The organism is Candidatus Nitrospira bockiana, assembly GCF_965152565.1.
In genome coordinates, this window is sequence record NZ_OZ224215.1 from 2,761,397 (window position 1) to 2,785,555 (window position 24,159).

Annotated in this window: 21 protein-coding genes; 1 reads left to right on the plus strand and 20 read right to left on the minus strand. The window is 66.3% G+C overall.

Translation table 11 applies throughout. The features are described 5' to 3' along the window. Window positions 1–11: 11 nt before the first annotated feature. The 6 genes from ACWHYV_RS13540 to ACWHYV_RS13565 all read right to left on the minus strand — a co-directional run bounded on the left by ACWHYV_RS13540 (window position 12) and on the right by ACWHYV_RS13565 (window position 5,074). Window positions 12–962 carry a chemotaxis protein gene (locus ACWHYV_RS13540; RefSeq protein ID WP_447977021.1) on the minus strand — a complete coding sequence of 317 codons (951 nt, stop codon included), beginning with the start codon at window positions 960–962 and terminating at the stop codon, window positions 12–14. 34 nt (window positions 963–996) lie between these two features. Beyond that, window positions 997–2,874, minus strand: a complete 1,878-nt coding sequence (locus tag ACWHYV_RS13545) for a chemotaxis protein CheA (protein WP_447977022.1) — start codon at window positions 2,872–2,874, stop codon at window positions 997–999. A 47-nt stretch (window positions 2,875–2,921) separates the two neighbouring features. Continuing rightward, window positions 2,922–3,503 (minus strand): protein phosphatase CheZ, encoded by a 582-nt coding sequence (locus ACWHYV_RS13550; RefSeq protein ID WP_447977023.1) that lies wholly within the window; start codon window positions 3,501–3,503, stop codon window positions 2,922–2,924. A gap of 56 nt (window positions 3,504–3,559) precedes the next feature. Beyond that, window positions 3,560–3,922, minus strand: coding sequence for a chemotaxis response regulator CheY (gene cheY, locus ACWHYV_RS13555; RefSeq protein WP_447980727.1), 363 nt, complete (start codon window positions 3,920–3,922; stop codon window positions 3,560–3,562). Window positions 3,923–3,973: 51 nt separating this feature from the next. Beyond that, on the minus strand, window positions 3,974–4,783 hold the full coding sequence (locus tag ACWHYV_RS13560) for a CheR family methyltransferase (RefSeq protein WP_447977024.1): 810 nt from the start codon (window positions 4,781–4,783) through the stop codon (window positions 3,974–3,976). A gap of 63 nt (window positions 4,784–4,846) precedes the next feature. After that, on the minus strand, window positions 4,847–5,074 hold the full coding sequence (locus ACWHYV_RS13565) for a helix-turn-helix domain-containing protein (protein WP_447977025.1): 228 nt from the start codon (window positions 5,072–5,074) through the stop codon (window positions 4,847–4,849). Between the two features lie 171 nt (window positions 5,075–5,245). Here ACWHYV_RS13565 and ACWHYV_RS13570 point away from each other — a divergent pair, with 171 nt between their 5' ends. Next, a complete protein-coding gene (locus ACWHYV_RS13570) occupies window positions 5,246–6,184 on the plus strand; it encodes a P-loop NTPase (RefSeq protein WP_447977026.1) in 939 nt (312 codons plus the stop codon). Here ACWHYV_RS13570 and ACWHYV_RS13575 read toward each other — a convergent pair. From ACWHYV_RS13575 to ACWHYV_RS13640, 14 genes are all read right to left on the minus strand, one after another. Continuing rightward, on the minus strand, window positions 6,154–6,750 hold the full coding sequence (locus ACWHYV_RS13575) for a PilZ domain-containing protein (RefSeq protein ID WP_447977027.1): 597 nt from the start codon (window positions 6,748–6,750) through the stop codon (window positions 6,154–6,156). The genes ACWHYV_RS13570 and ACWHYV_RS13575 overlap by 31 nt on opposite strands. A gap of 34 nt (window positions 6,751–6,784) precedes the next feature. After that, a complete protein-coding gene (locus tag ACWHYV_RS13580) occupies window positions 6,785–8,251 on the minus strand; it encodes a GGDEF domain-containing response regulator (RefSeq protein WP_447977028.1) in 1,467 nt (488 codons plus the stop codon). A gap of 500 nt (window positions 8,252–8,751) precedes the next feature. Beyond that, the gene (locus ACWHYV_RS13585) at window positions 8,752–9,078 is read right to left on the minus strand and encodes a hypothetical protein (RefSeq protein ID WP_447977029.1); all 327 of its coding nucleotides are present in this window, start codon (window positions 9,076–9,078) and stop codon (window positions 8,752–8,754) included. Then, window positions 9,075–9,467, minus strand: a complete 393-nt coding sequence (gene fliS, locus ACWHYV_RS13590; protein ID WP_447977030.1) for a flagellar export chaperone FliS — start codon at window positions 9,465–9,467, stop codon at window positions 9,075–9,077. The genes ACWHYV_RS13585 and fliS overlap by 4 nt, the downstream gene beginning before the upstream one ends. 12 nt (window positions 9,468–9,479) lie before the next feature. Further along, on the minus strand, window positions 9,480–10,868 hold the full coding sequence (gene fliD / locus ACWHYV_RS13595) for a flagellar filament capping protein FliD (RefSeq protein ID WP_447977031.1): 1,389 nt from the start codon (window positions 10,866–10,868) through the stop codon (window positions 9,480–9,482). 1 nt (window position 10,869) lies between these two features. Beyond that, the gene (locus ACWHYV_RS13600; protein ID WP_447977032.1) at window positions 10,870–11,217 is read right to left on the minus strand and encodes a flagellar protein FlaG; all 348 of its coding nucleotides are present in this window, start codon (window positions 11,215–11,217) and stop codon (window positions 10,870–10,872) included. A gap of 189 nt (window positions 11,218–11,406) precedes the next feature. Then, window positions 11,407–12,231 (minus strand): flagellin N-terminal helical domain-containing protein, encoded by an 825-nt coding sequence (locus ACWHYV_RS13605; RefSeq protein WP_447977033.1) that lies wholly within the window; start codon window positions 12,229–12,231, stop codon window positions 11,407–11,409. 203 nt (window positions 12,232–12,434) lie between these two features. Further along, the gene (locus tag ACWHYV_RS13610; RefSeq protein ID WP_447977034.1) at window positions 12,435–12,953 is read right to left on the minus strand and encodes a hypothetical protein; all 519 of its coding nucleotides are present in this window, start codon (window positions 12,951–12,953) and stop codon (window positions 12,435–12,437) included. A gap of 15 nt (window positions 12,954–12,968) precedes the next feature. Then, window positions 12,969–14,624 carry a glycosyltransferase family 9 protein gene (locus tag ACWHYV_RS13615; protein WP_447977035.1) on the minus strand — a complete coding sequence of 552 codons (1,656 nt, stop codon included), beginning with the start codon at window positions 14,622–14,624 and terminating at the stop codon, window positions 12,969–12,971. Further along, window positions 14,621–16,438: a CgeB family protein gene (locus tag ACWHYV_RS13620; protein WP_447977036.1), complete on the minus strand. Its 1,818-nt coding sequence runs from the start codon at window positions 16,436–16,438 to the stop codon at window positions 14,621–14,623. The genes ACWHYV_RS13615 and ACWHYV_RS13620 overlap by 4 nt, the downstream gene beginning before the upstream one ends. After that, the gene (locus ACWHYV_RS13625; RefSeq protein WP_447977037.1) at window positions 16,435–17,616 is read right to left on the minus strand and encodes a glycosyltransferase family 9 protein; all 1,182 of its coding nucleotides are present in this window, start codon (window positions 17,614–17,616) and stop codon (window positions 16,435–16,437) included. The genes ACWHYV_RS13620 and ACWHYV_RS13625 overlap by 4 nt, the downstream gene beginning before the upstream one ends. Beyond that, complete coding sequence (locus ACWHYV_RS13630; RefSeq protein WP_447977038.1) at window positions 17,606–21,745, minus strand: glycosyltransferase; 4,140 nt, start codon at window positions 21,743–21,745, stop codon at window positions 17,606–17,608. Before ACWHYV_RS13630 ends, ACWHYV_RS13625 begins: the two co-directional genes overlap by 11 nt. Further along, window positions 21,730–23,070 (minus strand): B12-binding domain-containing radical SAM protein, encoded by a 1,341-nt coding sequence (locus ACWHYV_RS13635; RefSeq protein WP_447977039.1) that lies wholly within the window; start codon window positions 23,068–23,070, stop codon window positions 21,730–21,732. The genes ACWHYV_RS13630 and ACWHYV_RS13635 overlap by 16 nt, the downstream gene beginning before the upstream one ends. Continuing rightward, window positions 23,061–24,107 carry an NAD-dependent epimerase/dehydratase family protein gene (locus ACWHYV_RS13640; RefSeq protein WP_447977040.1) on the minus strand — a complete coding sequence of 349 codons (1,047 nt, stop codon included), beginning with the start codon at window positions 24,105–24,107 and terminating at the stop codon, window positions 23,061–23,063. Before ACWHYV_RS13640 ends, ACWHYV_RS13635 begins: the two co-directional genes overlap by 10 nt. Window positions 24,108–24,159 lie beyond the last annotated feature (52 nt).

The window sequence follows — 24,159 nt, forward strand, 5'->3', positions numbered from 1 at the left end:
GGCCCTTTCGATCAGGAGCAGTACTGGACGATCTTCTGCGTGAGCACCATCGGGTCGAACTTCGTCAGGTAATCGGTGGCGCCGCACGCTTTGCCCTTGTCGGCATTGCAGCTGCCGGTCAGGGAGGAATGCAGGACGATCGCGATCTCGTTGAAGCGAGGATCGCTGCGGATGTGCCGCGTCAGCGTAAAGCCGTCCATGTCCGGCATCTCGATGTCGCTGAGCACCAACTGGATCTCGTCCTTGACCTGCTTGCCCGCCTGCGCGGTCTTGTCGGCCAGGGCGCGGAGCTGATCCCATGCCTCCTGCCCGGTGCAGGCCTGCACATACGCGATGCCGAGTTTCTCCAGCGCCTTGCGGATCTGCAGCCGGGCGACGGACGAATCGTCGGCGAACAGCACCCGCTTGTGCCGCACTTCCGGTCGCGCCTCCACGCCGGCGTAGACTTCTTCGTCCGGTTTGGGCGACATCTCCGCCAGGATCTTCTCCACATCGAGGATCAGCACCATCTGACCGTCCTCGAGCATGGCCACGGCCGTCACCGCGCCTTTGGTATTGTTGCGGACCAGCGGCGGGGGCGACTTGATCTGCGTCCAGGACAGCCGCAGGATTCGGTCGACGCCGGCCACGTGAAACGCCTGCAGGCTCATGTTGTATTCGGTCACGATCAGCTTGCCCTCGTGGGTCCGCGGAGCCTCGTCGGACGCCGGCTCCTCACCGAGCTGCAACGCGCGCTTGAGGCCGATGACCGGGACCGTGGTCCCCCGGATGTTGGCCATGCCTTCGATGCGGGGGTCGGCTTCGGGCAGCCGCGTCAGGGCCGGGAACTTCATCACCTCCCGGACCTTGAACACGTTGATCCCGAACACCTCCCCCGTGCCGATGTGGAACAGCAGCAGTTCCATGCGATTGGTGCCAGCCAGGCCCGTCCGGGCATCCACTTCCTTGATCAGGGATGACATCGCCCCTCCTCTCTCCCGCGCGGTCTGCGCCATCTCAGACTCCGGCGGCGGCTTTGGCGCTGCGGATGCTTTGGACCAATTCAGGGATGTCGAGGATCAGCACGACCCTGCCTTCGCCGGTGATCGTCGCACCCGCAATTCCTTTGATCTCCGCCAAGTAGTCTCCCATCGACTTGATGACGACCTCCTCTTGGGACCGAAGCCGGTCGACCACCACCCCGACTTGCCGCTCGCCGATCCCGACGACCACGACGTAGAACTTGTCGCGGTGATCATCCGACGGAATGCCGAACTCGTCGGACAGCCGGAGCAGAGGCAGCACCCGTTCCCGCAGCGTCAGCACTTCCCGGCCGTTGATCGTCTTGATGTCGTCCCTCGTGATCTTCACCGCCTCCACCACCGATCCCAGCGGGATCGCAAACGTGGCGAGCTCCACTTCGACCAAGAGCGCCTGGATGATCGCGATCGTGAGCGGCAGCTTGATGGTGATCGTGCTGCCCTTGCCGACCCGAGAATCGATCTCGACGCTGCCGTTGATCCGGCGGATGTTCGTCCGCACGACGTCCATTCCCACGCCGCGTCCCGACACGTCCGTGACCTGTTCCGCGGTGCTGAAGCCGGGCAGGAAGACCAGATTCATGATGTCGCGGGCGTCCATGCTGCTGAGCTCGCTGTCGCTCACGATCCCCCGGGCCAGCGCCTTCGCCTTGATGCGCTCGAGCTGCAGGCCCTTTCCATCGTCCTCGATGCGAATGACGATGCTGTTGCCTTCCTGGGAGGCGGCGATCCGGATCACTCCCTCCGCGGGCTTGCCGGCCGCCTGCCGGTCGGCGGGCGCCTCGATCCCGTGGTCGATCGCGTTCCGCACGATATGGATCAAGGGATCGCCGACCTCGTCCGCGACCGACTTGTCGAGCTCGGTGTCCTCGCCCTGAAGCTCCAACCGCACCTGCTTGTGCAGCTTCTGGGACAGATCGCGCACCATTCGGGGAAACTTGGCGAGCACCTTCCGGATCGGCAGCATCCGGGTCTTCATGACCGCGAGCTGGAGGTCCGTCGTCACGAGGTTGATCTGGGCCAAGGTCTCCCCGAGCTCCCTGACGAGCGGCTCGTTCTCATAGGCCTGCTCGAGCCCGCCTCCCAGCTTCATGAGCCGATTTCGCCCGAGCACGAGCTCGCCCACCAGGTTCATTACGCTGTCCAGCCGGCTCGTCTCCACCCGGATGGTTTGATCATCGTCGCCGCGCGCCGTCTTGACCTGTTTTTGCAGGGCCGCTTCCAGCGTCCGTTCGGTGATCGCCCCGGACTGGACGAGAATCTCCCCCAAGGGCAGCTTCCGCTCCTGCTGCTCCAAGGCCTCGATCACCTGCTCTTTGGAAACGGCGCCTTCTTGGATGAGGATTTCTCCGAGCTTGGGCGTGACGGCGGCGGGATCGGATTCACCTTGGCGCGGATCGGCGCCGGTCCGCTCGTGGCCTGCGGTCGCCGTCGGCGGGGCGGTCGGCTGCACCGAGGCCGGATCCTTCCCGGCGAGAATGTCGTCCAGCTTGTGCGAGATCACCCGGGTTTCGACGTTCGCGTCCGCGCCGGTTTCCCGGATCTCGCCCATCAGCGCCTTCACGACGTCGACCGCTTCCAGGATCAGCGTGATGACGGGCGGCGTCACCGCCATCTCCCCCTGGCGAAGCTTGTTGAGCACGTTCTCGGCCCGGTGCGTGACGTCGACGAGCCGCGTGAACCCGAGGAAGGCGGCGGATCCTTTCATGCTGTGCATCGCCCGGAAAATCTCATCGAGCAGGTCTCGGTTGTTCGGGTCGGCCTCCAGGTTGATGAACCGCTGATCCAGCAGCTCGATCATCTCCTGGGACTCGGCCAGGAACTCACTGAGAATTTCCTTCAGATCGTCGTCCATGCTGCCTCCATTCCGTCACGGTCGTCGTCCGGCGGCGGGGTTCCCGCTCATTGAAACCCGAACTGTCCGAGGATCTCGTCCACCAAATCCTGCTTGAGCGCGGTCGCCTTCGACGCCTCCAATTCTTTCAGCATCTGATCGGCCTTTCCGGGTTGGCCCGCGGCGCCGGCTTCTTTCTGTCCGAACACCACCACCATCTCCAGAAGCTTGTGCTCGACGTCCTCGAGGATCGCGACGATCTTCTTGATCCGTTGGGCGACGAGGTCCTGAAACGACAAGGCCGTCATGATGTCGACGAGCCGTTTGTCGTCCTCCGTGAGCAACCGCTCGATGGCCGCCGCGTGGGCGAGGACGGAGGCCCCGGCCGGCCCGTCGCCGGCGTGCGCCGCCAGCTCGTGCAGCCGCGACGACGCTGCCCGCCGGTTGTCTTGGATGGCCTCCGCCAGCTCCATCACCCGATGCGTCCCCTCTTCGGTGAGCCGTGCGAGATCGGTCAAATGGCCCGCCGCCTCCGGCAACTGAGCGGCCGTCGACGCCACGGGCACGTCCACGGAGCGTAGTTGGCGCATCGTCGTCTCGATGTACCGCGTCAGCTCGCCGAGCTCGCCATAGAGCGTCCGATTCGTCACGATCGTCCTTTCTCAGCCGGTGGCGTACGGTCAGCGGGCCGGCGTGCGCTCCGGGGTTACTTGAAGATCTTGCTCATCTTCTCCTGCAGCACTTCCGCCGTGAACGGTTTGACGACGTAGTTGCTCACGCCGGCCTGCACGGCCTCGATGATGTTCTCCTTCTGCGCCTCCGCCGTCACCATCAACACGGGGATGGCCTTCAACGCCTCGTCCGCACGAATGGCCCGCAGCAGCTCGATGCCGCTCATGACCGGCATGTTCCAATCGCTCACCACGAAGCCGAATCGGTCCGCCCGCAGCTTCGTGAGCGCCTCGTGTCCGTTTTCCGCCTCTTCGACGTTCGCGTAGCCGAGCTGCTTCAGCAGATTCTTGACGATCCGGCGCATGGTCGACATATCGTCGACGACCATGATTTTCATGTTGGGATCAGCGGGCATCACTCCCTCCTTTTCGGCGTACGGCGGGGGCCGTTACACCTTCCGATAGACGACCGAGCGATTGGCATAGACCGGCGTGAAGGCGTTGGAGACGCCGTGCAGCGACTCCGAAAACCCGATCACGAAATACCCGCCGGGACGAAGCGCATCCGACAGGTTCCCGATGATCTTCTGTTTCGCTTTGTCATCGAAGTAAATGAGACAGTTGCGGCAGAAAATCACGTCCATCCCCCGCACCATCTTCATCCGGGCCGTGTCGTACAGATTCATATGCGTGAACCGGACCTGCTGTTTCACCTTGTCCTCGAGCACGTAGTGCCCGTTCTCTTTGCGGAAGTACCGGTTGAGCAGCCCCGGGGGGACGTTCCGTACCGAGTACGGCGCATAGACGCCGGATTGCGCCGCCTGCAAGGCGGATTCGCTGATGTCGCTCGCCAGAATCTCGATCGACCAGTTCGCGACGGCGGGCTGTTCGAGCAACATGATCGCCAACGTGTACGGTTCGTCGCCCGTGGAACACGCCGCGCTCCACAGCCTGAGGCGGCAGGAACCGGCGTTGGCCTCGAGCACGGACGGAAGGACCACCTCCAAGAACGCCTGAAGCTGCGCCTGGTCCCGATAGAAGAACGTCTCGTTCGTGGTGACGAGGTCGAAGACCGCGTTCAACTCTTGATCCCGCCAGGTATCGAACTTCAACAACCGGAAGTACTCCTCGTACGATCCGCACTTCCGCTCGCGGAGCCGCGCCTGGAGCCGGTTTTCCAGGACATATTTCTTGCTGTCCGGAAAGAACAGCCCGGTCCGCTCGTAGATGTAGTCGCGTAAGCTCACGAATGTCGGCATATCGAGATGCATGGGTGCTGCACCGGGACGCGGGCTCGGCCGATCCCCCTTCTGGTTCTGCACCTACGTCCGACCCGCCCGGCACGAGATCCACCGCTGGACGTCTTGCCTCAGGAATCGCCAGTGCTTCCCGACCTTGGATGCCGGCAGGTCCCCGAGGCGCGCGAGCTTGTACACCGTGGACTTCGGCACCCGCAGGAAGCGGGCCACCTCTCCAACCGTCAAGATCTCCGTCTCCATCATCTGGCCGCTCACGTCATTGGTGGTTGCTGTCAGGACCGTGTCGTTCATGTCGACTGCAATATCGGAGGGTGCGCCGGAAAACTTGAACCGGCCATGCCGAGGCCGGAGTTCGGGAGCGGCAGAAGAGTTGCTTCTCTCCACGTGGGTCCTGAGCGCATCCCAGCGCCGCACGTTTGCAACTCACTGCGCGGCCGCGCGCAGCGGAGGTGAGAGCAGAGCATGGCCTCGATCGTCTCGGTGGCATCGGGCAAGGGTGGAGTGGGCAAAAGTATCGTCGTCGGCAATCTTGGCCTGGTTCTCGCTCGCCGTGGGCTCCGGGTCGTCCTCGTCGACCTGGATGTGGGCGGGGCCGATCTGCACATCCTGCTCGGCATGCTTCACCCACCGGCGACGCTCACCGATTTTCTTGCCAAACGGGTCGAGACGGTGACCGAGTTGGCCCAGCCGGTCCCAAACGCACCGCACCTGCGGTTGATCCCCGGCACGGGGGACACGCTCGCGACGGCCAACATCTCGTACGCCAAGAAGAAGCGACTCATCCGTCACTTGCGGCAGATCGAAGCCGATGTGTTGCTCGTGGATGTCGGGGCCGGGACCAACTATCACGCCCTGGATTTCTTCTTGATGGCGGACCATCACGTCACGGTCGCCACCCCCGACCCCACGTCCGTCCTCGATCTGTATCGATTCGTCAAGCTCGCGTCGATTCGTCGCGTCCTCTCCCGCTTCCTGGCGAAGGATCCGGCGGCCGAGGCGCTCTCGGACAAGGACTTCTCGAGCGTGGAGGAGGTGCTGGCGGCGGCCGGCAGGAGCGATCCCGGGGCACAGGGTCTGGCGAAGGAGACGATCGAGAGCTTCCGGCCGCATCTGATCTTGAACCGGGTGACACCACGGTCGAGGATCAACACGCTCCAGCTCCGGAAGTTGCTGCGCCACTACGTCGGGGGAGAGCTGATGCTGCTGGGAGAAATTCCCGATGACCCAGCGGTCGAACACTCCGTTCGGTCGTACCTGCCTGTGGTGGACGCCGCCCCTCGCTCGCCGGCCGGTCTGGCTTTTGAGCGGATCGGGACGGCGCTGTTCGAGGTCCTGGCCGGTCCTCGGGTGGACCCGTCCGAACGTGAGGATCAGCTTCCGCTCACGCCGACGCCCAAGTGACGCGTACGCAGCCGTTCGGCTTGTACGTGGAGAATGTGACGAATCAGGTGCTCGTGGTCGTCTTGCTGCATCCCGACGAATCGGGCGCCGACCCACCAGCGTCCTTCTGCGTCCGCGGGGTCCACGCGCGTCACCTCGGCCCTGGATTCGATGGCGGTAAATGGCGGCAGGATCAATCGAATCGACAATTCGCTTCCCTGTTCGAGCGGGCGTGAGGCGGGAAAACTGATTCCTCCGCCGCTGAGGTTGACCTGCGTCAGCCTGGGAAGCGTCATGCCCCCCGGGTTTCGGTGGGCAAGCTGCTGCAGGACGACCTCGAGCACCCAGTCGATCTTCTTCAACCACGGAACCAGCAGGCTCACGGCCTCGGTCGGATGCCCGTGGCTCAGCAAATCGACCGTCGGCTTCGTGATGAACGTGGTGATGGCGGCATCGAGCGCCTCATCGGCGGCCGGAGGACCATAGCCGCCCGCCTCGCCGATCACCCGATAATCGAGCAGCAAGCGATCATCCACCCGCAGCCATTCCCGTCGCTCGTCGATGAATGGGGGGATCATCGAGGCCATGGCTCCTCCGCGATCGCTCGACGTTCCGGAGGCTTCATGGCGCGCTCACCGGTAGGGCGTCTTCGGCATAACAGACGACGCGGTTCCGTCCCGCCGCCTTCGCCTCGTAGAGGGCCTTGTCGGCCCAGCTGATGAGCTGCGCCGAGACACAGGGGGCGGCTTCAGACATGGCGGCCAGTCCGATGCTGACCGTCAAGCGCAGCGTGGCGCCTTGGATCACGAACACCTGCCGAGCGATGCGGTCGAGAATGCGTTGCGCCAAGGCACCGGCGGCGGCCCGCGAGGTTCTCGGCAGAATGATCCCGAACTCCTCGCCGCCGTAACGGGCCACGAGATCGACGCTTCGCAAGGAGTCGGTCAAGAGCTGTGCGACCTGGCGGAGCAGCGCGTCGCCGGCCGGATGCCCGAATCGGTCGTTGACGGCCTTGAAGTGATCGACATCGACCAGCAGGAGGCAGAGAGGCGACCGATAGCGGGCGGCCGCCTTCAACTCATGCGCAAGCATCGAATCGAAGGCCCGACGATTGAGCACATTCGTGAGCCCATCCCGTCGCGCCAGCTCGCCGAGCGCGCGATGGGCCGCGGCATTCTTGAGCCCGAGGGCCAACGACCTCGAGACCGCGGTGAGGATCTCCCGCTCGCGGCCGTCGAACTCCCCGCCCGCGCCACGGACCAGTCGCAACCATCCCGCGATCGCGTGGCCGGCCATCAGCGGGATTTCAAGAACGGCGGCGGATGGGCCGTCCACCCCGGCGTCAGGGTCTCGGCGCCATCGACCGGAGACCGTCTGACCGGCCCCGAGCGCCAGCAGCGCGTGTCGCATGTCGTGTACCGAATCCAGCGTCGGTGTGACGGGGGATTTGATCCAGATGCCCGCCGGCTCCTGCCAGCACACGCCCAACACCTCGAACGGCACGATCGCGTCCAACCGGTCGCTCGCGAGCTCGACCATGTGGTCCGCCTCATGCGTGCCCGCAATGTCCTGTGCCAGCTCGTTCAAACGGATCAAATCTTGATTCCAGCGGCGCAAGGCATCCCGCTCGCGCGCCAGCTCGAGATGGGAGGCCCGAAGGCGTTCCGATAACGTCTGAACGCGAAGAAACGAACGGCGGATCTCCAGGCCTTGTTCCAACGCCTGCTCGAGACGACCGGGTGCAACGGGAAAGACCAGATAATCGAAGAGCCCGCTTCTCAGCAACGCGGACACGGCTTCGGCGCCGATATCGGGTCCGACGGCCAACAAGCAACTGTCGCTGTGCCGCCGTCGTAACTCTTGAAGGAGATCGACGAGGCGGGCATCGTCTGCGCTCAGTGTGCTCAGGTGGAATACACAGGCGGCCATACCGTTCGTTCCGGCGGCCGTCAGGACGTCGTCATCGGTTTCGACGATCTGGCAGTCGTATCCCGCCCCGACCACCCGCTGATAGATCTCTCCACCGGCTGCCCCTTTCGGAGCTTTCAGGATGACGCGCGTGGTTCCTTCCTCACCTCTGCCTGTCATAATCTCCCGTCCGCCACACGAGGGCCAAGCAAGGAGCCTGCCAGCCCGCGCGCCTTCAGCCGGCATAGGCTTCAAGCCGGCCCATGGGCTCGTCCTTGGGTACTGAGACGGCGCAGAGACCATTCAAATCGGTTGGCAAACGACCCCATCCGTCCGTCGATTCCAAATACCACCGGGTGCCTTCTCCTGCCGATGCGGCGAATGGTCGCGGGCTGAATGAACAATCCAGCAGCTAGGCAGCTTTTGCCGAGACGGATCAGCAGGATGGATTCTCTAGGATGGAGTCTGGTGGACGAGGGCTAGGAAGCCGCCGGGATGTCGGGCGGAGGATCAACGGGGCTCTGCGCGCGCTTGCGCGCCTCGACCGAAATGGACACCGGATCGTCTGGCGACTTTTGGTGAGGAGGAACCGGAGGGCCTTCGTCACCGAGGCGAAGCACCGCCTGATAAGTCCGCAGGACGTGATGGAGATGGCTGAGCTGAATGGGCATGACGGAGTGCTACAGATGCCTGTCGAGGCGATGCGGCAGGTCGGTCCCCCGTGTCGAGGGAGCGCGTAGCCTGAGGAGATTGCGTCGTGTCGCTGCCACTTCCGTCAGAATCCGTTCCACCGCCACCTGCGCGATCTTCACCTTGTCGAAGATCATTCGATCGAGACGATGGAGGCGGGCCGCGACCGCGGGTGACGGAGGGGCGGGGGACAACAGCTCTTCCCGTCGCTCATAACAGACTTGGACGGCGTCCCACCGTCCCTCTTCGGCCGCTTGCAACGCCTGCTCGGTCATCGAAGCAGCCGCCTGTTCCCAGGGCGCCGGGATGCCGCTCATCCTCCGACGACCGCCGTCACGGCGCCCTGTTCCGCCAAGGTGTGCCACGCTTCCCGCAGGACCGTGAGGCAGCGCGCCGGCCCGTCCAAGCACCGCACGTCGTGCCGGACGTTCGCCTGCGTCAACTCCTGGAGCATGTAGTCGTAGAGGCGCCGCAACGACAGCGCGATCTCCTTCCCGCGTTCCAGATCCAGGACGTCCGATAACTCGCTGATAATGGCGACGGCCCGTCCAAGGAACCGGGCCTTGTCGGCATAGTCGTTGCGCAGCATGCCGTCGCGCGCCAATTCGATCGCGTGAATGGCGCCGTCGTACAGCAGCACGATGAGCTGGACTTCGGAGGCGGTCATGACCTGAGTGCGCCGGTACTGCTGGATTCCGTCCTGCATGGTCGTTCGTGGTTACTCCTGCGCCTTGAGATAATCGAGTTGGCCCTGCAAACGCCTCAGCAGCGCATCCAGGGCGGCGTATTGACGCTTCAGGCGGTCCTCGTATTCGGCGACGGCATCTTCCTTGCGCCGGATGTCGTCGGTCAGATCGTCGATCTCGTCGGTCAGGCTGTCCTGCCGCAAGGTCAGCGCCCCGTACTCGACGTCGTCGAGCCCGTCGACGGCGTCGTAGATGCGCTGGGCGAGGCCGGTGCTGTTGGTTTGCCCGATGAACAGGTTCTTGACTCCCGTGTAATTCTCGTTCAACGCCTTCTCGAGCGCGGCGGCATCCACGGTAATCGTGCCGTCCCGTTCCGTCTTGACCCCCAGGGCACCCAGTGAAGACAGCTCGGAGAGACCCGCCACTTCATCGGACAGCGCCGTCCGGAGCCGGCTCAACACCGTCTTGGCCGTCCCTTCGGCAAAGAACAGACCCCGCTTCTTGGTTTCGGTATCGTAGGTGTTTCGTTCGTTGATGAACTTCACGATCTTGTTGTACGCGTCGACGAGCGCGGTGATGTCCGTCTTCAGCGACGCCGTATCCCGGCTCACCGACACCGTCGCCGTCGATCCGGCGGCTGTCGTGCTCTTCAACGAGAGCGTCACCCCCGCGATCGCATCGGTGATCGTGTTCGTGCTGCGTTGGACCGTGACGGGGTTGGCGGCCGGATCGCCGATCGACACGATGGCGTCCTGCGCGGCTTGGAGCGTATCGACTCCGCCGGTGCCCGAGCTGTTCACGAAATCCAAGGTCGTCGTATCGGCCGTCACCGCAATGGCGTTCGAAGCCCCGGTGCTCGTGCCCGTGAGCACCAGCCGATAGGCGGGGGCATCGTCCGTGCCGGTATTCAAGATCGAGGCGCTGACCCCCGCGCCCAAATCGTTGATGGCGGTCTTCAGATCCTCGAGCGTGGCCGTGTCCCCCAGCGTGACGGTCTGAGCCGCCCCCCCGCCCACGGTGAAGGTAAACATGGCGGATGCCCCGGCGACGATGTCGTCCGTCGTGCTGGCCACGGTCTTGGCGGCTTTGCTCGCCACCTGATGAGACGTCGCCAACTGGGTGATGCGGACGGTGTAGGTGCCCGGGGCGGCCGAGAAGCCGCCGGTCGCGGTCAGGATGTCGTCGTCGCTGACGGAGGCGGAGGTCCGATCGAAATCGGTCGAGCGGCGCAGCTTGCGGGCGGCGCTTTGCAGGGACAGCAGGTCCGTGCCGAGCGTCTTGTAGTCCGTCAGGCGGTCCTGAAGGACCTTTTTCTTGTCCGACAAGCGGTCGATCGGGAGCCGCTGGAGATCGACCAACTGCGAGACGACCGTTTGAAAATCGATGCCGTTGCCCAATCCGCCGAAACTGATCGACTGCATGTCACGTCCTCTTGGTGAGGAGCAGAGCCTGTGAGGCCTCCACACGCTTGGCGATTTCCAGCAGCTCCTCGGCGGGAATCTGCCGGATCAATTCGCCGGTCCGCTCGTTCAACACCTTGACCACCACCCGGTGCACGTCGGGATCGATTTCGATTTTCAGCTCCGACTCCAAGTGCTCGAACGCGTCGCGCACTTTCGCCACCGCGTCCTCCAAGCGGACCCGCTCTTCCGCGGTCGGGGCGGGAACTACCGGAGCCGCCGGGCTCGCGGGCGCTTTCCCTTTCGCCACGCCGGGGTCGTGAAGCCCCGCCGTCGGCTGCGCCGCTCCTCCCGTCACGTCATGAATCATGGCCCACTCCGTCCAAGGAATTGGCGCACGGTCTCCCGTTTCGCAGCCCCGTCACCCGCACGGCCGGACCGATCGACGTCTGCTTCATGGCCTTCACGGTGCACGCGGGTCTACATCTGGAGGCCGCGGCCGCCGCCCGGCGCCGCCCAAGCCCTCCCGCTCGGCGGGAGGGCGGGCGGTGCGCGGCCCCTACTTCAGGAGCGTCAACGCCTGTTGAGGCAACGAGTTCGCCTGAGCCAGAATCGCGATGCCCGATTGGACGAGAATCTGGTTCTTGGTGAACACCGACGTCTCATAGGCGATGTCCGCGTCACGGATGCGTGACTCTGCTGCCGAGAAGTTCTCGCTCGTGATCTGGAGACTCGCGATCGTCGCCTCGAACCGGTTCTGATACGAGCCGTAATCGGCTCGGGCCGTGGCCACCGCGCTGATCGCGCTGTCGATGTTCGACAACGCGCTCTGGGCATTGGCGGCCGTCGAGACGTTGACGGAGCTGAGGCCGATCGAGCCGACGTCCAAGTCCCGCAGGCTCAAGGTCAGGGTGTTGTTCGACCCGCTCTTGTAGCCGACCTGGATCGTGAAGCTGTTGCTCGCTCCGCTCAGCAGCGGCGTCCCGTTGAACTCCGTCACCGCCGCAATCCGGTCGATTTCCGATCGCAAGGCGACGAATTCCTGGTCCAAGTAGGACCGCTCCGTGGAGCCGACCGTGCCGTTGGCGGATTGCGACGCCAGCTCGCGCAGCCGAGACAGCAGGTTGCCGATGGTTTGCGCCGCGCCGTCGGCGATCTGCGTCAAGCTGATGCCGTCGTTCGAGTTCCGCACCGCCTGGTTGATGCTGCGGATGTGCGCCCGCAACGTTTCCGACACGCCCAGCCCCGCGGCGTCGTCTGCGGCCCGCGTGATGCGGAGACCGGACGACAGGCGCTCCACCGACCGCTCCAGCGATCCGGTGCTGACGGTCAAGTTCCGCTGCGCGGACAGCGACGCGACGTTGGTATTGACGATCAAACCCATGACGTCCTCCTTGAGGGAAGTGAGTAACCGAGCGGCCCCCGGCATCCGTGCTGAGGGGTGCGGCTGAACGGGTTCGCAGCTGCGTCGGCCGACGCCCGTTCACCGCTGTTGCCTTATCGGTTCGCCCACGACCTGACTTGAGGATGGCGGAGACGGCTCCACGCACGGCGCCAACACGGAGCAACGGACACCAACGGCCCCGATTACGATGGGAGCCGCGGGAGCACTTCATGCTCGAGCAGATCCGTGACGGTGACGGGATCGGCCGCGGCATGGGCATCCAACAGCTTGGCGAGCCACTCAACGAGCACCGGCACCTGCGTACGGCCCGGGTCGGTCCCGCCGGCGCATTCCACGTAATCGGCCAGCCGGACGAGCCAGTGCTCGAGCCGCCCGGCCTCGGCCCGGCCCCCGCGCAAGGCACGGAGGAGCTGCCTTCCGTCGGCATGCAAGAGAGCGCCGTATCGTCGAGCGGCCTGATCCGCCTCCTCCATCACGTCGGCGATCGCCCGCGTCCCGACCGCCAGCGCGCCCACCTCTCGACCGGTCTTGCTCAGGAAGCCCGGGGTCAAGTCCCGGTCGGTCAGAAAACAGTCGCCGACCCGCAGCGACACGACCAGCCGTCGTGCGGCCTGCACGCGGTCGCTCACCTGAGCCAGGATCTCGAGCACCGACAGCCCGTCGTCCACGTCGAGAGACTCTTCGTCCACCGTGATCTGCATGGCTCCCCCTTTCTCTTACCACGCCGCCATCGGCAGGATCGTTGCCCGCCCGGCTTGCCTGTCCTGCGAGACCGGCCCCACACGCGCCGCAACCGACGCCAGGCGACGCGCCCACGCGCGATAGGCTTGCGCCTGCTGCGAGGCCATGTCGGCCAACTCGCTCGAGTCGCCGTTGTACAGCTCGCGCAGCAGCGAGACCGTCACGGGCCCGAAGGCCGCCGAGTCCCGCGTCATGGCCACCGCCTCCTCCCGGAGCTCAAGGAGCCCGGCCTGGGCGGATTGGATGCGTGCGACCGGCAGCGGGCGTCGCCGGCACAGCGCGGCCAGTGACTCCGCGGCGCGGACGAGAGCGCCGGCGATCGGCGTCACGCGTTCATAGAGGTGGAGTTGCCGGTCGCGATCGGGTGCCGGCGTCGCCGGACCGGCCACGGCGCTCGCCCCGGCGAACGACTCGTACCAGAACCGGCGCCAGAACGCGCCATACCAGTCCGGCTGAGACGGTGTGCCGGCCCGCAGCGTATAGCTTGTCAACCCGTCCTCGTCGACGACCGATTGGTAGACGGCGGCGCCCGTCCAGACCTCCGGACAATCCGCTTGCCCGAGGACATGGAGGCAGAGCGCGGCCACGTCCTCCGGGTCCACCCGATCCTTACAGGCGTGGTGCGGACAGACCCGATCGAACCCGCACGGCGCGCATTCAAGCGTCGGCTGGACCACCCAATGTCCCCAGCCGTACGGACCCGTTTCGTGGAAATCGACATGGCCGACCGACAGGTCGATCACGGCCGTCCCTGCGCCCACCCCGAGATGCATGGGGCCGGTATCGTTGGTCAGCAACAGCCGGACCTGCGCGAGCAAAGCAAGCAGTTGCCCGAGCGTGGTCCGGCCGACGGCGTCACAGAGCGGCGCCCGGCCGCCCGCCGCCCGATACGCCCGGATCGCCTCTCGTACGGCCGCCGCCTCACCGGCCGTGCCGATCACGACGAACGCCGCGTCGGTTCGTCGGGCGAGCGACGCCATCGTGCGGCCGTACAACTCGGGGCGCCACGCTTTGATCGCCTCGCTCGCCCCGACCTGGACGCCGATCCACGTCCGCGCATCCGAGGACGCGCGAAGCAACCGGCACGCCGACTCGACATCCTCGTCGCGGGCCGCGAGCCGTAAGGGGACATAGGGGCCGGGACCGCTGCCGCCCAGCGCATAGAGATCCACGAGGTTGAACCGGTTGAAGCGGCGGTAGCACTGCAGGTCGGCAAAATAGGCCAGCCACGGGTTGCGGACGATGGAGGCGCCGTCTCTCGTCGCGGTGACCCCGCGGGTATCAGGTGCACCGATCAAGGCCGCCAGCAACCCGCTGCGGCGGTTGAACGTGAGATTGATCACACGATCGTACCGGGCGGCCTGAAGCGGCCGCACCCAGGCGGACAGATCGCGGTACAAGGTCACGACATCCTTCGCCATGGTGCGCGCCTGATCGATCAGGCCTTGAAAATCATACGCATGGACCGCCCGAATCCCGGGGAGCAGCGCGGCCGCCTGCACGAACGCACGGTCGACGACCAGCTCGACCTCGACCTCCGGCCATTCCCAGCGCAGCCGGTGCAGCAGCGGGATGGTCTGGATCAGATCCCCCATCCGCGTGATGTTGGCGATCAGCACGCGCCTTTTCACAGCAGGTCCCGGCGTTCTCCGCGGTACTCGTCGAGCAGGAGGATCAAGAGCTCTTCCCGGCTCAGCGTCCTCGTCGCACCGCGCGTTCGGATCCGCGCGGCGACCTGCTTGAGCTCCAATCGTTCGCCGGGGGGATGGCTCTTCAGGAGGGTTGCGAGCTCCGGCTCATCGCCCGCCGCCTTCAGCAAGGTGCCGGCGGACCGCTCGCCGTGCAGGACGGCCCCGACACGGTCGGGCTCGCGCATGCCCACGTGCGCCAAGAGCGCCTTCAGCCGGTGCTCATACGTATGCTCGGCGAGGACCCGCCGCCTGGCCGCCTCCGTCAGCCGTCGCCGCCCCGGCTCGTCATCCAGCCACCGCGCGACCGCCGTTCCGAGATGCTCGGGAGCCTCGAAGGTGGCGACTTCGAGCTCCGTGAAGAGCTCGGGCAACAGAGCCCGCCGATCGACCAACTGAAAGGCGCCGCAGGCGGCGAGCTCGAACGTCCGCGGGTTCACGAAGTCCGCCTCGGGATCGAGTCCGGGCCCGGTATAGGAATGCAGATTCAGATTGATCGTGGAGCTGTTGAAGACTTTAACGCAGGCGTCCGTGTCGATCCGCTGTCCGTTCCCTTGGAGCACCGCCGTGAGCGCGCCGGCTCCCTCCCATTCGTTGCCCCAGACCTTGACCGTCCATGGCCCACCGATCAACGTCGGCAGGATCGCCCGTCGGTTTGGGTAGCCGGCGCCGACGAACGAGACCTGAGCGCCGTAACGGTTCCGCTCGTCGGGGGACAGGACAACCGGACGATGGACGCCGGGATCCGCGGCGACCGGAAGATAGCTGACGTCCCGGGCCCCGGCTCGGCGAAGCGCCGCTTCACACGCGTCCCGCTGGATCACGAACCAATAGTCGTACCCGGCCGCCACCTGCTGCCAATAGGTGAGGTGCCGGAAGTTTTCGACGAACCATATGGCCGTCAGGAAACGCTTGCGACGCAGGTGCTCCAGCAGCGGCAGCGCCAACGGGGCTTGCGCCAAGGCGAGCACGAGGTCCGGCGGGTCTTCGGCGAGCCGGGCCAACGTCACCTGACCGAGCAGATCGGCCAGACGGCTCTCGAGGAGAAGCCGGTGACGCGGGTCGGCCAAGGCCGCCATGGCGTCATAGCTGGAGGCATGCACGCTGTGGTCGATCCAGCTCACCCGATGTCCCAACCGCTCGAGGGCTGAGACCGTGTAGCGGGCAATGGGCAGCGAGCCGCCGTAGAGGGGGCCGACGACGGCGACGTGGAGCTGTCCACCGGCCTGCCGCGCGAGGCGGGCCCGAAGGAGGGCTTCCACGGCCTTGTGTGCCTCCGCATGGTGCTGAGCGGCCGGCGCATACGTCACCACGCGAATCCGGTGACCCGCCTCGCTCAGGCGCTCTGCCATCCGCGACGCCTCGCCGTAGACCCACCGAATCGATCCGATCCATCCCGAGCAGTCCCGCACCTGACAGGCATCATGGAGCTCTCGCAGATCGGGCACGGCGACGGCCAACGGCGCGTCGCGGGGAATAATCTCGCGCAGCGCCTCGACCTGATACAGCAGCCCGACGCCCAGCACGACGATCATCTCTCCCGGCCGGCAGTCCGGCGCGATCGACTCGGCCCACGCCGAGGCTTCGCTCGCCGGGTCATAGAGGCTGTGGATCGGGCGCTGCAGGCGGCTTGCGGTCGGGAGGCCGTTCCGGGCCTGGCTCAAGCAGAGCGCGCCGCCTCCCGCATTCCGGAGGGCGCTCGCGAGATCCGGGTCGACGCGGCTGAGCGCCGCCAGGTTCATGTCGAACAGGTTCATGACGATGAGACCAGGGTGAGGCCGGGGCTCAGCCGGCGCCACACCGCTTCGCGGGTGTCCTCCGTGTCGCGAGCCTGGCCGGCTTCGACAAAGAACGCGCCCCACCGGTCCACCCGGCTCCGCCACAGCGACCAGTCGCCGTTTCCATCCGCGGGCGCCACCCCCGTCGACAGCACCGCCAGGCTCGCGTGGACCGGCCAGGACGTCGGCCGGCCCTGGCACTGCCAGACCCAATGCCCGTGACCGTACGGCCCGGTTTCGTGAACGCGCGCGCGCCCGCTGAAGAACCCCATGGCTCGTGCGCCGACCGCCGCACCGAGATGAAGCGGCCCGGTATCGCTCCCGACCACCCAGTCGCATCGGCTCAAGAGACTCGCCAGTTGCCGGAGGGAGGTTCGGCCCACGGCATTCCACGTGCGCCCGACCGCAAGCGGAGGAAGCGCATCTTGAATGGCGCCAGCCAGCTCGCGCTCACCCGAGGTTCCAACGAAGACCACCCGCGCATCAGCATGGACCGCCAGACAGGCTCTGACCCACTCGGCCCACACCGGTATTGGAAGGCGCCGCTCGGCATCCCCCGCCCCGACCACGACGGCAATCCACGTGCCGCCGTCGCCGACGGCGACCAGATCTTCGGGCAACGCCGCCCGGGGGACGTCGAGGTGCGGCGGCTCGCCCGTCGGCACCACGCCGCAGAGGCCGCAAAAGGCATCGGCCAAATGGACCCGGTTGGGTCCTCGCTCGGCCGCCACCTGCCGCAGATACCCGCCCCACGGTCCCCCATCCCGGTCGAGGGGGCCGCCCGCTCCGACTCCGACCACGCGGTCGGCCAGCAGATGGGCGGCGAGCACCGCTCGAGCGTGCTGGTTCACGTTGTAGGCGGCGGCGTAACGCTCCGGTCGCATCTCGGCCATATACTCGTTCATCCGGCGCCACGTCCGCGCCGGTTCCTGGTCCCACTGCTCGCCCCACGACCGCCACTGTTGCCCCGCCCACGGGAGCACGCGGGCGATGAGCGGGCTCCAGGAGCCGACCGCGGAGAGCGGCGCCGCGCACAACAGGTCGATGGCCGCCGACGGCTCACGCGCCTTGAGCGCCATGATCGCGGGAAACGACTGGAGCACGTCGCCCAGTCGGGCCAACTGAATCAGAAGCGATCGGCCGCGCTCAGCCGCCATGTGGGACCGGGCAGGCCTCGCGGTCGAGCGCGGCGGTCAGTGCCTCGATGCCGTCAAAGTGAGGATCGAGCAGGCGAATGGCCGCCCATTCCTTTCGCGCGTCGTCCTTTCGTCCCAGGCGAAGGGCGACGCCGGCCAGCGCGTATCGTGCGGAGAGATCGCCGGGGTTTCTGACCGTGAATCGCCGGACCGCCTCGAACAGATCGTGCCAGCGTGCCGTGGCCGAGCCGACCCGCAACAGCCAGTGCAGCGCTTCGGCATCGTCCGGATTCTCGCCGAGCGCCCGAACGAAATGGTCCCAGGCTGCTTCATCGTGCCCCTGCCCGATCGCCGCCATCCCGAGCCCTTTCCGCGCCTTGCCCCGATCCGCCCCACTCGCGATCGCCTGCGAGAAGGCGGCTTCCGCGCCGGCGTACGCCTGCTCTTGCATCAGGAGCACGCCGCGCAAAAGCCACGCGTCGCCGTGATCCGGCCCCGTCGCAAGCGCACGCTCGAGCTGCTCCCGTGCTTCTTCCAGCCGGCCGCCTTCGAGGGCCGTCTTGGCCAGGGCGCAGCGTGCATCGGCCGCGTCCTCCAGCTTCACGAGCCGCCGCCAGAAGGCCTCGGCCGAACCCGGGACGCCCGCCCAGCCGCAGAGATGGGCGACCCAGCGCAGCACACTCGGATCGGCGGGCCAGCGTTCGGGCTCAGCGAGACGCGCCTGAACGCCGGGGAGGTCGCGACGCCGGGCCGCGTCCTGCACCGCCGCCACCTGTTCCCACACGGGGCGATCGGCTTCGCTCAGGCGCTCCAGGCGGCTCGTCAGCAGGCCTTCCTGATCGACGCTGCGGTAGACATAGCCGTCGGGCACCGTCACCAGGTCCTCGTCCGGCAGCCACCAGTGATGCCCCCAGCGGCGCAGCAGGCGCAGGGCGTTCTCGCGATCGTGATCCTTGCGACCCGGGGTCTGACTTTCCAGATGATAGAGCACGCTCTGCGGCTGATAGACGATCCGGGCTCCCTGCTCGCGGAGCTTCAGGCAGAGATCGACGTCTTCGAACCCATTGCGATACCCCTCATCGAACCCGCCGACGGATTCGAACAGAGACCGGCGCACGAGCATGCAGGCGGCCGTCACGGCTTGGAACTCCCGGCGGCGATTGACCTCCGGAGCATCCGCGGGGAATTGACGGTACACATGAAACGGGCTGAAGAACAGGCGGGAGAAGACGACCCCGGCATGCTGGATCGTCCCATCGGCGTAGAGCAGCTTGCTCCCGACGGCGCCGACGTCCGGATGACGCTCGACTTCCTCGACCAAGGGCGAGAGCCACCCGTCCAACGGAATCGTGTCATTATTGAGAAAGACAAGATACGTGCCGCGGGCCAGGCTCGCGCCTTGGTTGCAGGCCGCCGCAAAACCACGATTCTCCTCGTTGTGCAGGACCCGGACGTCCCCGCCGAGCGTCTCGAGGAAATCCCGCGTGTCGTCGGTCGAGGCATTGTCGACGACGATCACCTCGTATTCGACACCGGTCGTCGCCGCCGCGAGATGCGTGAGGCACTGACGGGTGAGGTCCACCTTGTTGAACACCGGCACGATGATCGACACCGTCCCGCGCGCGGCGCGTCCCGAGTGGGAGGCGGCTGCCAGGCCTTCCCCGGCTTCGCGGACGCCCAGGGCATAGGCGGTGTCGAGAAGCGCGTGGTAGACGGGGTGGAGAACCGCCTGCGTATAGACCTGGCCGTAGCCCCGGCCGTTCACCTGGATGGCGTTCAGCGCGTCAAGGGCCGGCTTCTCCAACTCGGTGATCGCGGCCAGCAGGGTCGCGAGCGCCGACTCCCGCCGTGGAGGCCGCCGAAGGATCTCGCCGATTCCGAGCACCGAATCGGTCAGCTCGGGATGTTTGCGGGCGAAGATCATCGCCATGTGCCCCGCCTTCCGCTGCCGAGCGGCGAAGCCCTCGGGCGTCATCGGATGATGGTGACAGACGACGGCCAGGGGGTTGTAATGCAACTGCATCCCTTGCCTCGCCAGCCGGTAGCCCAGTTCCACGTCGTCATAAGCCGGATAGGTGAACGCCGGGTCGAAGAGCACCGGCTGTGCCAGCAACAGACGGCGCTTGACCGAGACGTTGCTCGTGTAGAACAGACGAAAGTCGGCCTTCCCCTGTTTCACCTCATGAAACGCGAACTGCTGACCGCCGTCCGGCGCCGTGATGTAGCGCATGAACGGGGTGACCGAGAGCTCCGGCGACCAGTCGATGAACCCGAGCATGGCATCAGCGTCCGATGGATGCCGCTCATGAAACTTCAGGTGCGCCTCGAGGAAGGCCGGCTCGGGAATCATGTCATCCCCGGTCATGAGGACCAGCGGGGCCGTGGCCGCACGGATGCCTTCGTTGCGCGCCGCGTTCGCCCCGCCATGGCGCTGCGTCAGCAGCCGCAGGCGATAGGGCGCCTGGAACCGCTTCACCATCGCCACGGTGTCGTCGCTGGAGCCATCGTCGACCACGATCACCTCGACATGATCGGCCGGGACGGTTTGGGCGGCATAGGCGAGCAGCGTCTTACGCAGGATGGCACGGCGGTTGAAGGTCGGCATGACGACGCTGATCAGCGGCTTCGCACCCGCGCCCTTCTCAGCATTGGGACCGACGGCGGCCGCCGGCTGAACCGATCGCGTCGTGAGAGGCGCCGCAGGCACAGCCCGCCGGACGGCCTCGGTGAGGCCGTCGAGGCGGTAGGCCCACCGGAGCAGCTCGACGTAGTGCCGCTCCGCCAAGGCCTCGAGCGGCCGCGAGTGGCCGCCCACCCGCCGCCGTTGCATGATCGCAAACCCATCCTCGAGGAACCGCTTCCCGGCGATCAGCTCCTCACCCGTCAGATGGGCGGTGTGCATCGGCACCTGGTGTCCCCCGTAATCGCGCCACTGCCGCGAGTCGATCCATCCTTCCCGCAGCCCGTCCCGGTACAGCGGCGTTCCCGGGTACGGCGTGATGATCGTCACGCCGATCGTATCCGGCTGATGGCGCCGGATGAGGTCGTAGGTGGCCACGATCGATTCGCGCGTTTCTTGCGGCAACCCGACGATGAGCAGGAAATGGAGTCGGATGCCCAACTCGGCCGTCTTCTCCCTCACACGGGCGAGCTTCGGTACGGTCAGGCCCTTCTTGCCGTCCCGCAGGTGCATCACCTGCTCATCGCCGGTTTCCACCCCGATCAGGATGCCGACGCAGCCGGCGCGCTTCATGTGGTCGAGGACCGTCTCGCCGAGACAGTCGACCCGCGTCTCGCACACCCATTCCAGCTTCCAGCCGGCCTCCAGGATGAGCTCGCAGAGCCGGACCACCCGCGCTTGGTTCAAGGTGAAGGTCGCGTCGCGGAAGTAGACCTTCGTGAGCCCATACCGCTCGACGACCTCTTTGAGCTCGGCGGCGATCCGTTCGGGCGTCTGCGCACGCCACTTCACCCCCTCCACGAGGGGATAGGGACAGTAGTACCCGCAGGGATAAGGACAGCCGCGACTGGTCTGGAGCGTGGCGACCGGCCCGCCCAGGAGCGGATAGCGATAGCGGTCGTTCGGCAGGAGATCGCGGGCCGGACAGGGGAGCCGATTCAAATCCGAGACCGGCTCGCCGGGCTCGGAACGGAGGACGATCTTCCCGTCCGGTTCCCGCTCGAGCCACGCGGTTCCAGCCCGGGACCGCCCTCGGACGATCTCGGGAATCGTGAGATCCGCCTCTCCGTGAATCACCAGGTGCGCCCCGCTCGATTCGAGGAGCGCACGCAACACCTCGTCGTCGCGGACCCACGTCTTGCCGGCGATCGTCGTGTTCGGGTGCCGCTGCCGCAGCGCGGCCAGGAACCCTGCGTCCTGCTCCAAGGTCGGGAGCGACACGGTCGCGATGATCGCGTCCCACGCGTCCGTCGAAAGACGAGCCAGCACCCCGGCGGCGTCGAGCCCGAGCGGGTCGGCGTCCACGATCTCCACCGAATCGCCGGCCGCCCGCAAGGTGGCGGCCAGCATGGCAAGATCGAGCGGCGGGAGCAGCATCTGATCGCCGCCGTCGAAGCCGAGACCTCCGGCCATGCTGCGGCTGACCGGGCGTATGGTGAGGGAGGGGCTGTTGATCAACGCGATCCGCATACCGCCTCCTGGCGCCGTTCCGGCAGCGCGCCCAGCGCGAGCAGCTTCTCTTCCGCCCCGCCCTCGTAGGCCAGCGCGATGGCCTTCGTGAGCCACTCGTAGTCGACGTCCTTGACCTTGGCCGCCGTGGGCGTCCGGCAGGAGCCGCTGTAGGGATCGACGATCGTGAGCCCGCGCTTGTCGACTTCGTCGGCCATTCCGCTGCCCGGTGTCGGCGTGAAGAAACTCGTACTCAGGTGGTCGGGCCGGATCCTCCAGACCATCCTGACCGTCTCCATCACCTCGGCTCGGGTCTCGGTCGGCGCGCCGAACATCACGTTGGCCCAGATCCTCACGCCGTACTCCTTGCAGAGCGCGGCGGCCTTGAGGTTCTCCTCCACCGTGGTCTCCTTCTCGAACAGGTCGAGGATGCGTTGACTGCCGCTTTCAAACCCGATCATCGCCCACCGCAAGCCGCTCTCCGCCATCTCCTTGATCACGTCCGGATAGCGGCACATGAGATCCACCCGCATTTGGCAGATGAACGGATCGGTGAAGCCGGCCGCCCGGTATTGGGCGCAGAATTCCCGGGTCCAGCGGTGGTTGATGAAGAACAGATCGTCGTGCGCCATCCAACTGGCGAACCGGTAGCGGTCCTTGAGGAACCGAAGCTCGTCGACGACGTTCCGCTGGCTGCGCATCTTGACGCGGTTCCCGAACACCGCCCGCTCCGCCGGCTGGCAGAAATTGCACTTGAACGGGCATCCCCGGCCCGCATTCGTCGTCACGAACGGCGTCGGCAGGCCCGGAGCCATCGGGGTCATCAACTCACCGGCGATGTCGAACAGCTCCCGGTCGACCCAGGGGATCTCGTCCAGCACGGGACCTTGTCCGATGATGATCCGCTCCGCCGGCTCCCCCGCCGCCAGGCGATCCAAGAGCTGCACGAAGCTGATCTCCCCCTCTTGCGTGATGATGTGATCGATCAACCGATTCGCCGCGACCTGCTGCGTCTGGACGGTCGCGTGCACGCCGCCGACGATCACGACCGCCTCCTCCCGCTCCTCCTTGAGGATGCGTACCGCGCGGACGACATCCGGATAATGCAGGCTCCAGGAGGTTAGGCCCCAGACGCGCGTGGATCTTCGCCGGACCTCGTCACGGAAATGCTGCCAGTCGCGCAAGGCCCGCAGATCGATGAGATCGACCGTGTGTCCCTTGGCTTTGGCCGACGCGGACAACGACGCCAGCCCGTGATCGATGAAATTGGCTTCGATCGTCCGTTGCTTCTTGAAGCTGTCGAATCCGGGAAGGGCGATGCCGGGAAAGATCAGCGTCACGTGCATGCGAAGGCTCCCGTGCGGAGGTGGGTGACCAGGGCCGGCAATCTGCCGCTCTCCTCGTACCAGCGGAGGCTTGCCGCCAATCCCCGGAGCAGCGGCCATCGGCCATAGGGGCCGATCGCCCGCTCGAGCTTGGTATTGTCATAGACCCGATGGCTGCGGTCCGGACCGCCCAGCAGCAGATACGCGAAGTCCGGAGCGAGACCGACCGGTCGCGGGGCTTCCTCGTGCGCGGAATGCTCGATCCGCTCCAACTGATGGGAGAGGCCGGTGAGCCGGGCCAGTCGATCGAGATAACCGTGTACCGTCACCGACTCTTGGCCGGTCATATTGTGGAGCCCCGTTAGCCGTACCCCGATCGCCCGCAGAAGGGCCTCGACGAGGTCGGCGACGTAGAGCGGCTGGAGGCGGCGCGGCGCGAGCGCGGGCCACACGGGCGCGAGCGGCGTCGCCCCGAGCAGGGCTGTCAGGCAGGGTTCGATCAACCAGGGACTGCCGGGACCGTAGATGTTTCCGAGCCGGACGATCAGGACCTGCCTGTCGCTCGTCGCCCACTGGTCGACCAGCGTCTCCCCGTCCAGTTTGGTCTTCCCATAGGGGGACACCGGCCGGCACGGCTGCGTCTCGGTCAGCGGGTTCTCCTGGTCGCCCGCCGGCCCCTGCGCTTCGATGCTGCTCGCGTAGATGACGTACGAAACTCGGAGTCGTTCGGCGAGGTCGAGCATGCGGCGTGTGCCCTCGACGTTCGTGGCCTTGAGGCCAGGGCCGTCGACCGAGACATCGGCGGCCAGGTGAATCAGGACGTCCGCCCGAGCGCCGGTGCGATCCAGCGGTTGGTCGCCGGCTCGGGCCGCGTCCCACGGAACGAGCTGCGCCCCGGCCGCCGCCAAGGCGCGGGCTCGCGGTGAATCGAGGTGCCGCGTGCCGATCGTCACGCGAAGCCCATCCGCCAACAGCCGTGTACAGAGATGGCTGCCGATGAAACCGGCCCCCCCGGTTACCAAGACGTGGGCCTTTCGGTCGAGGGTGAGAGGGTCCATCGCCCGCGCTGCCGAGCAAACTTCGCGCCAGTCCCGGAGGCGTCGCGAATTC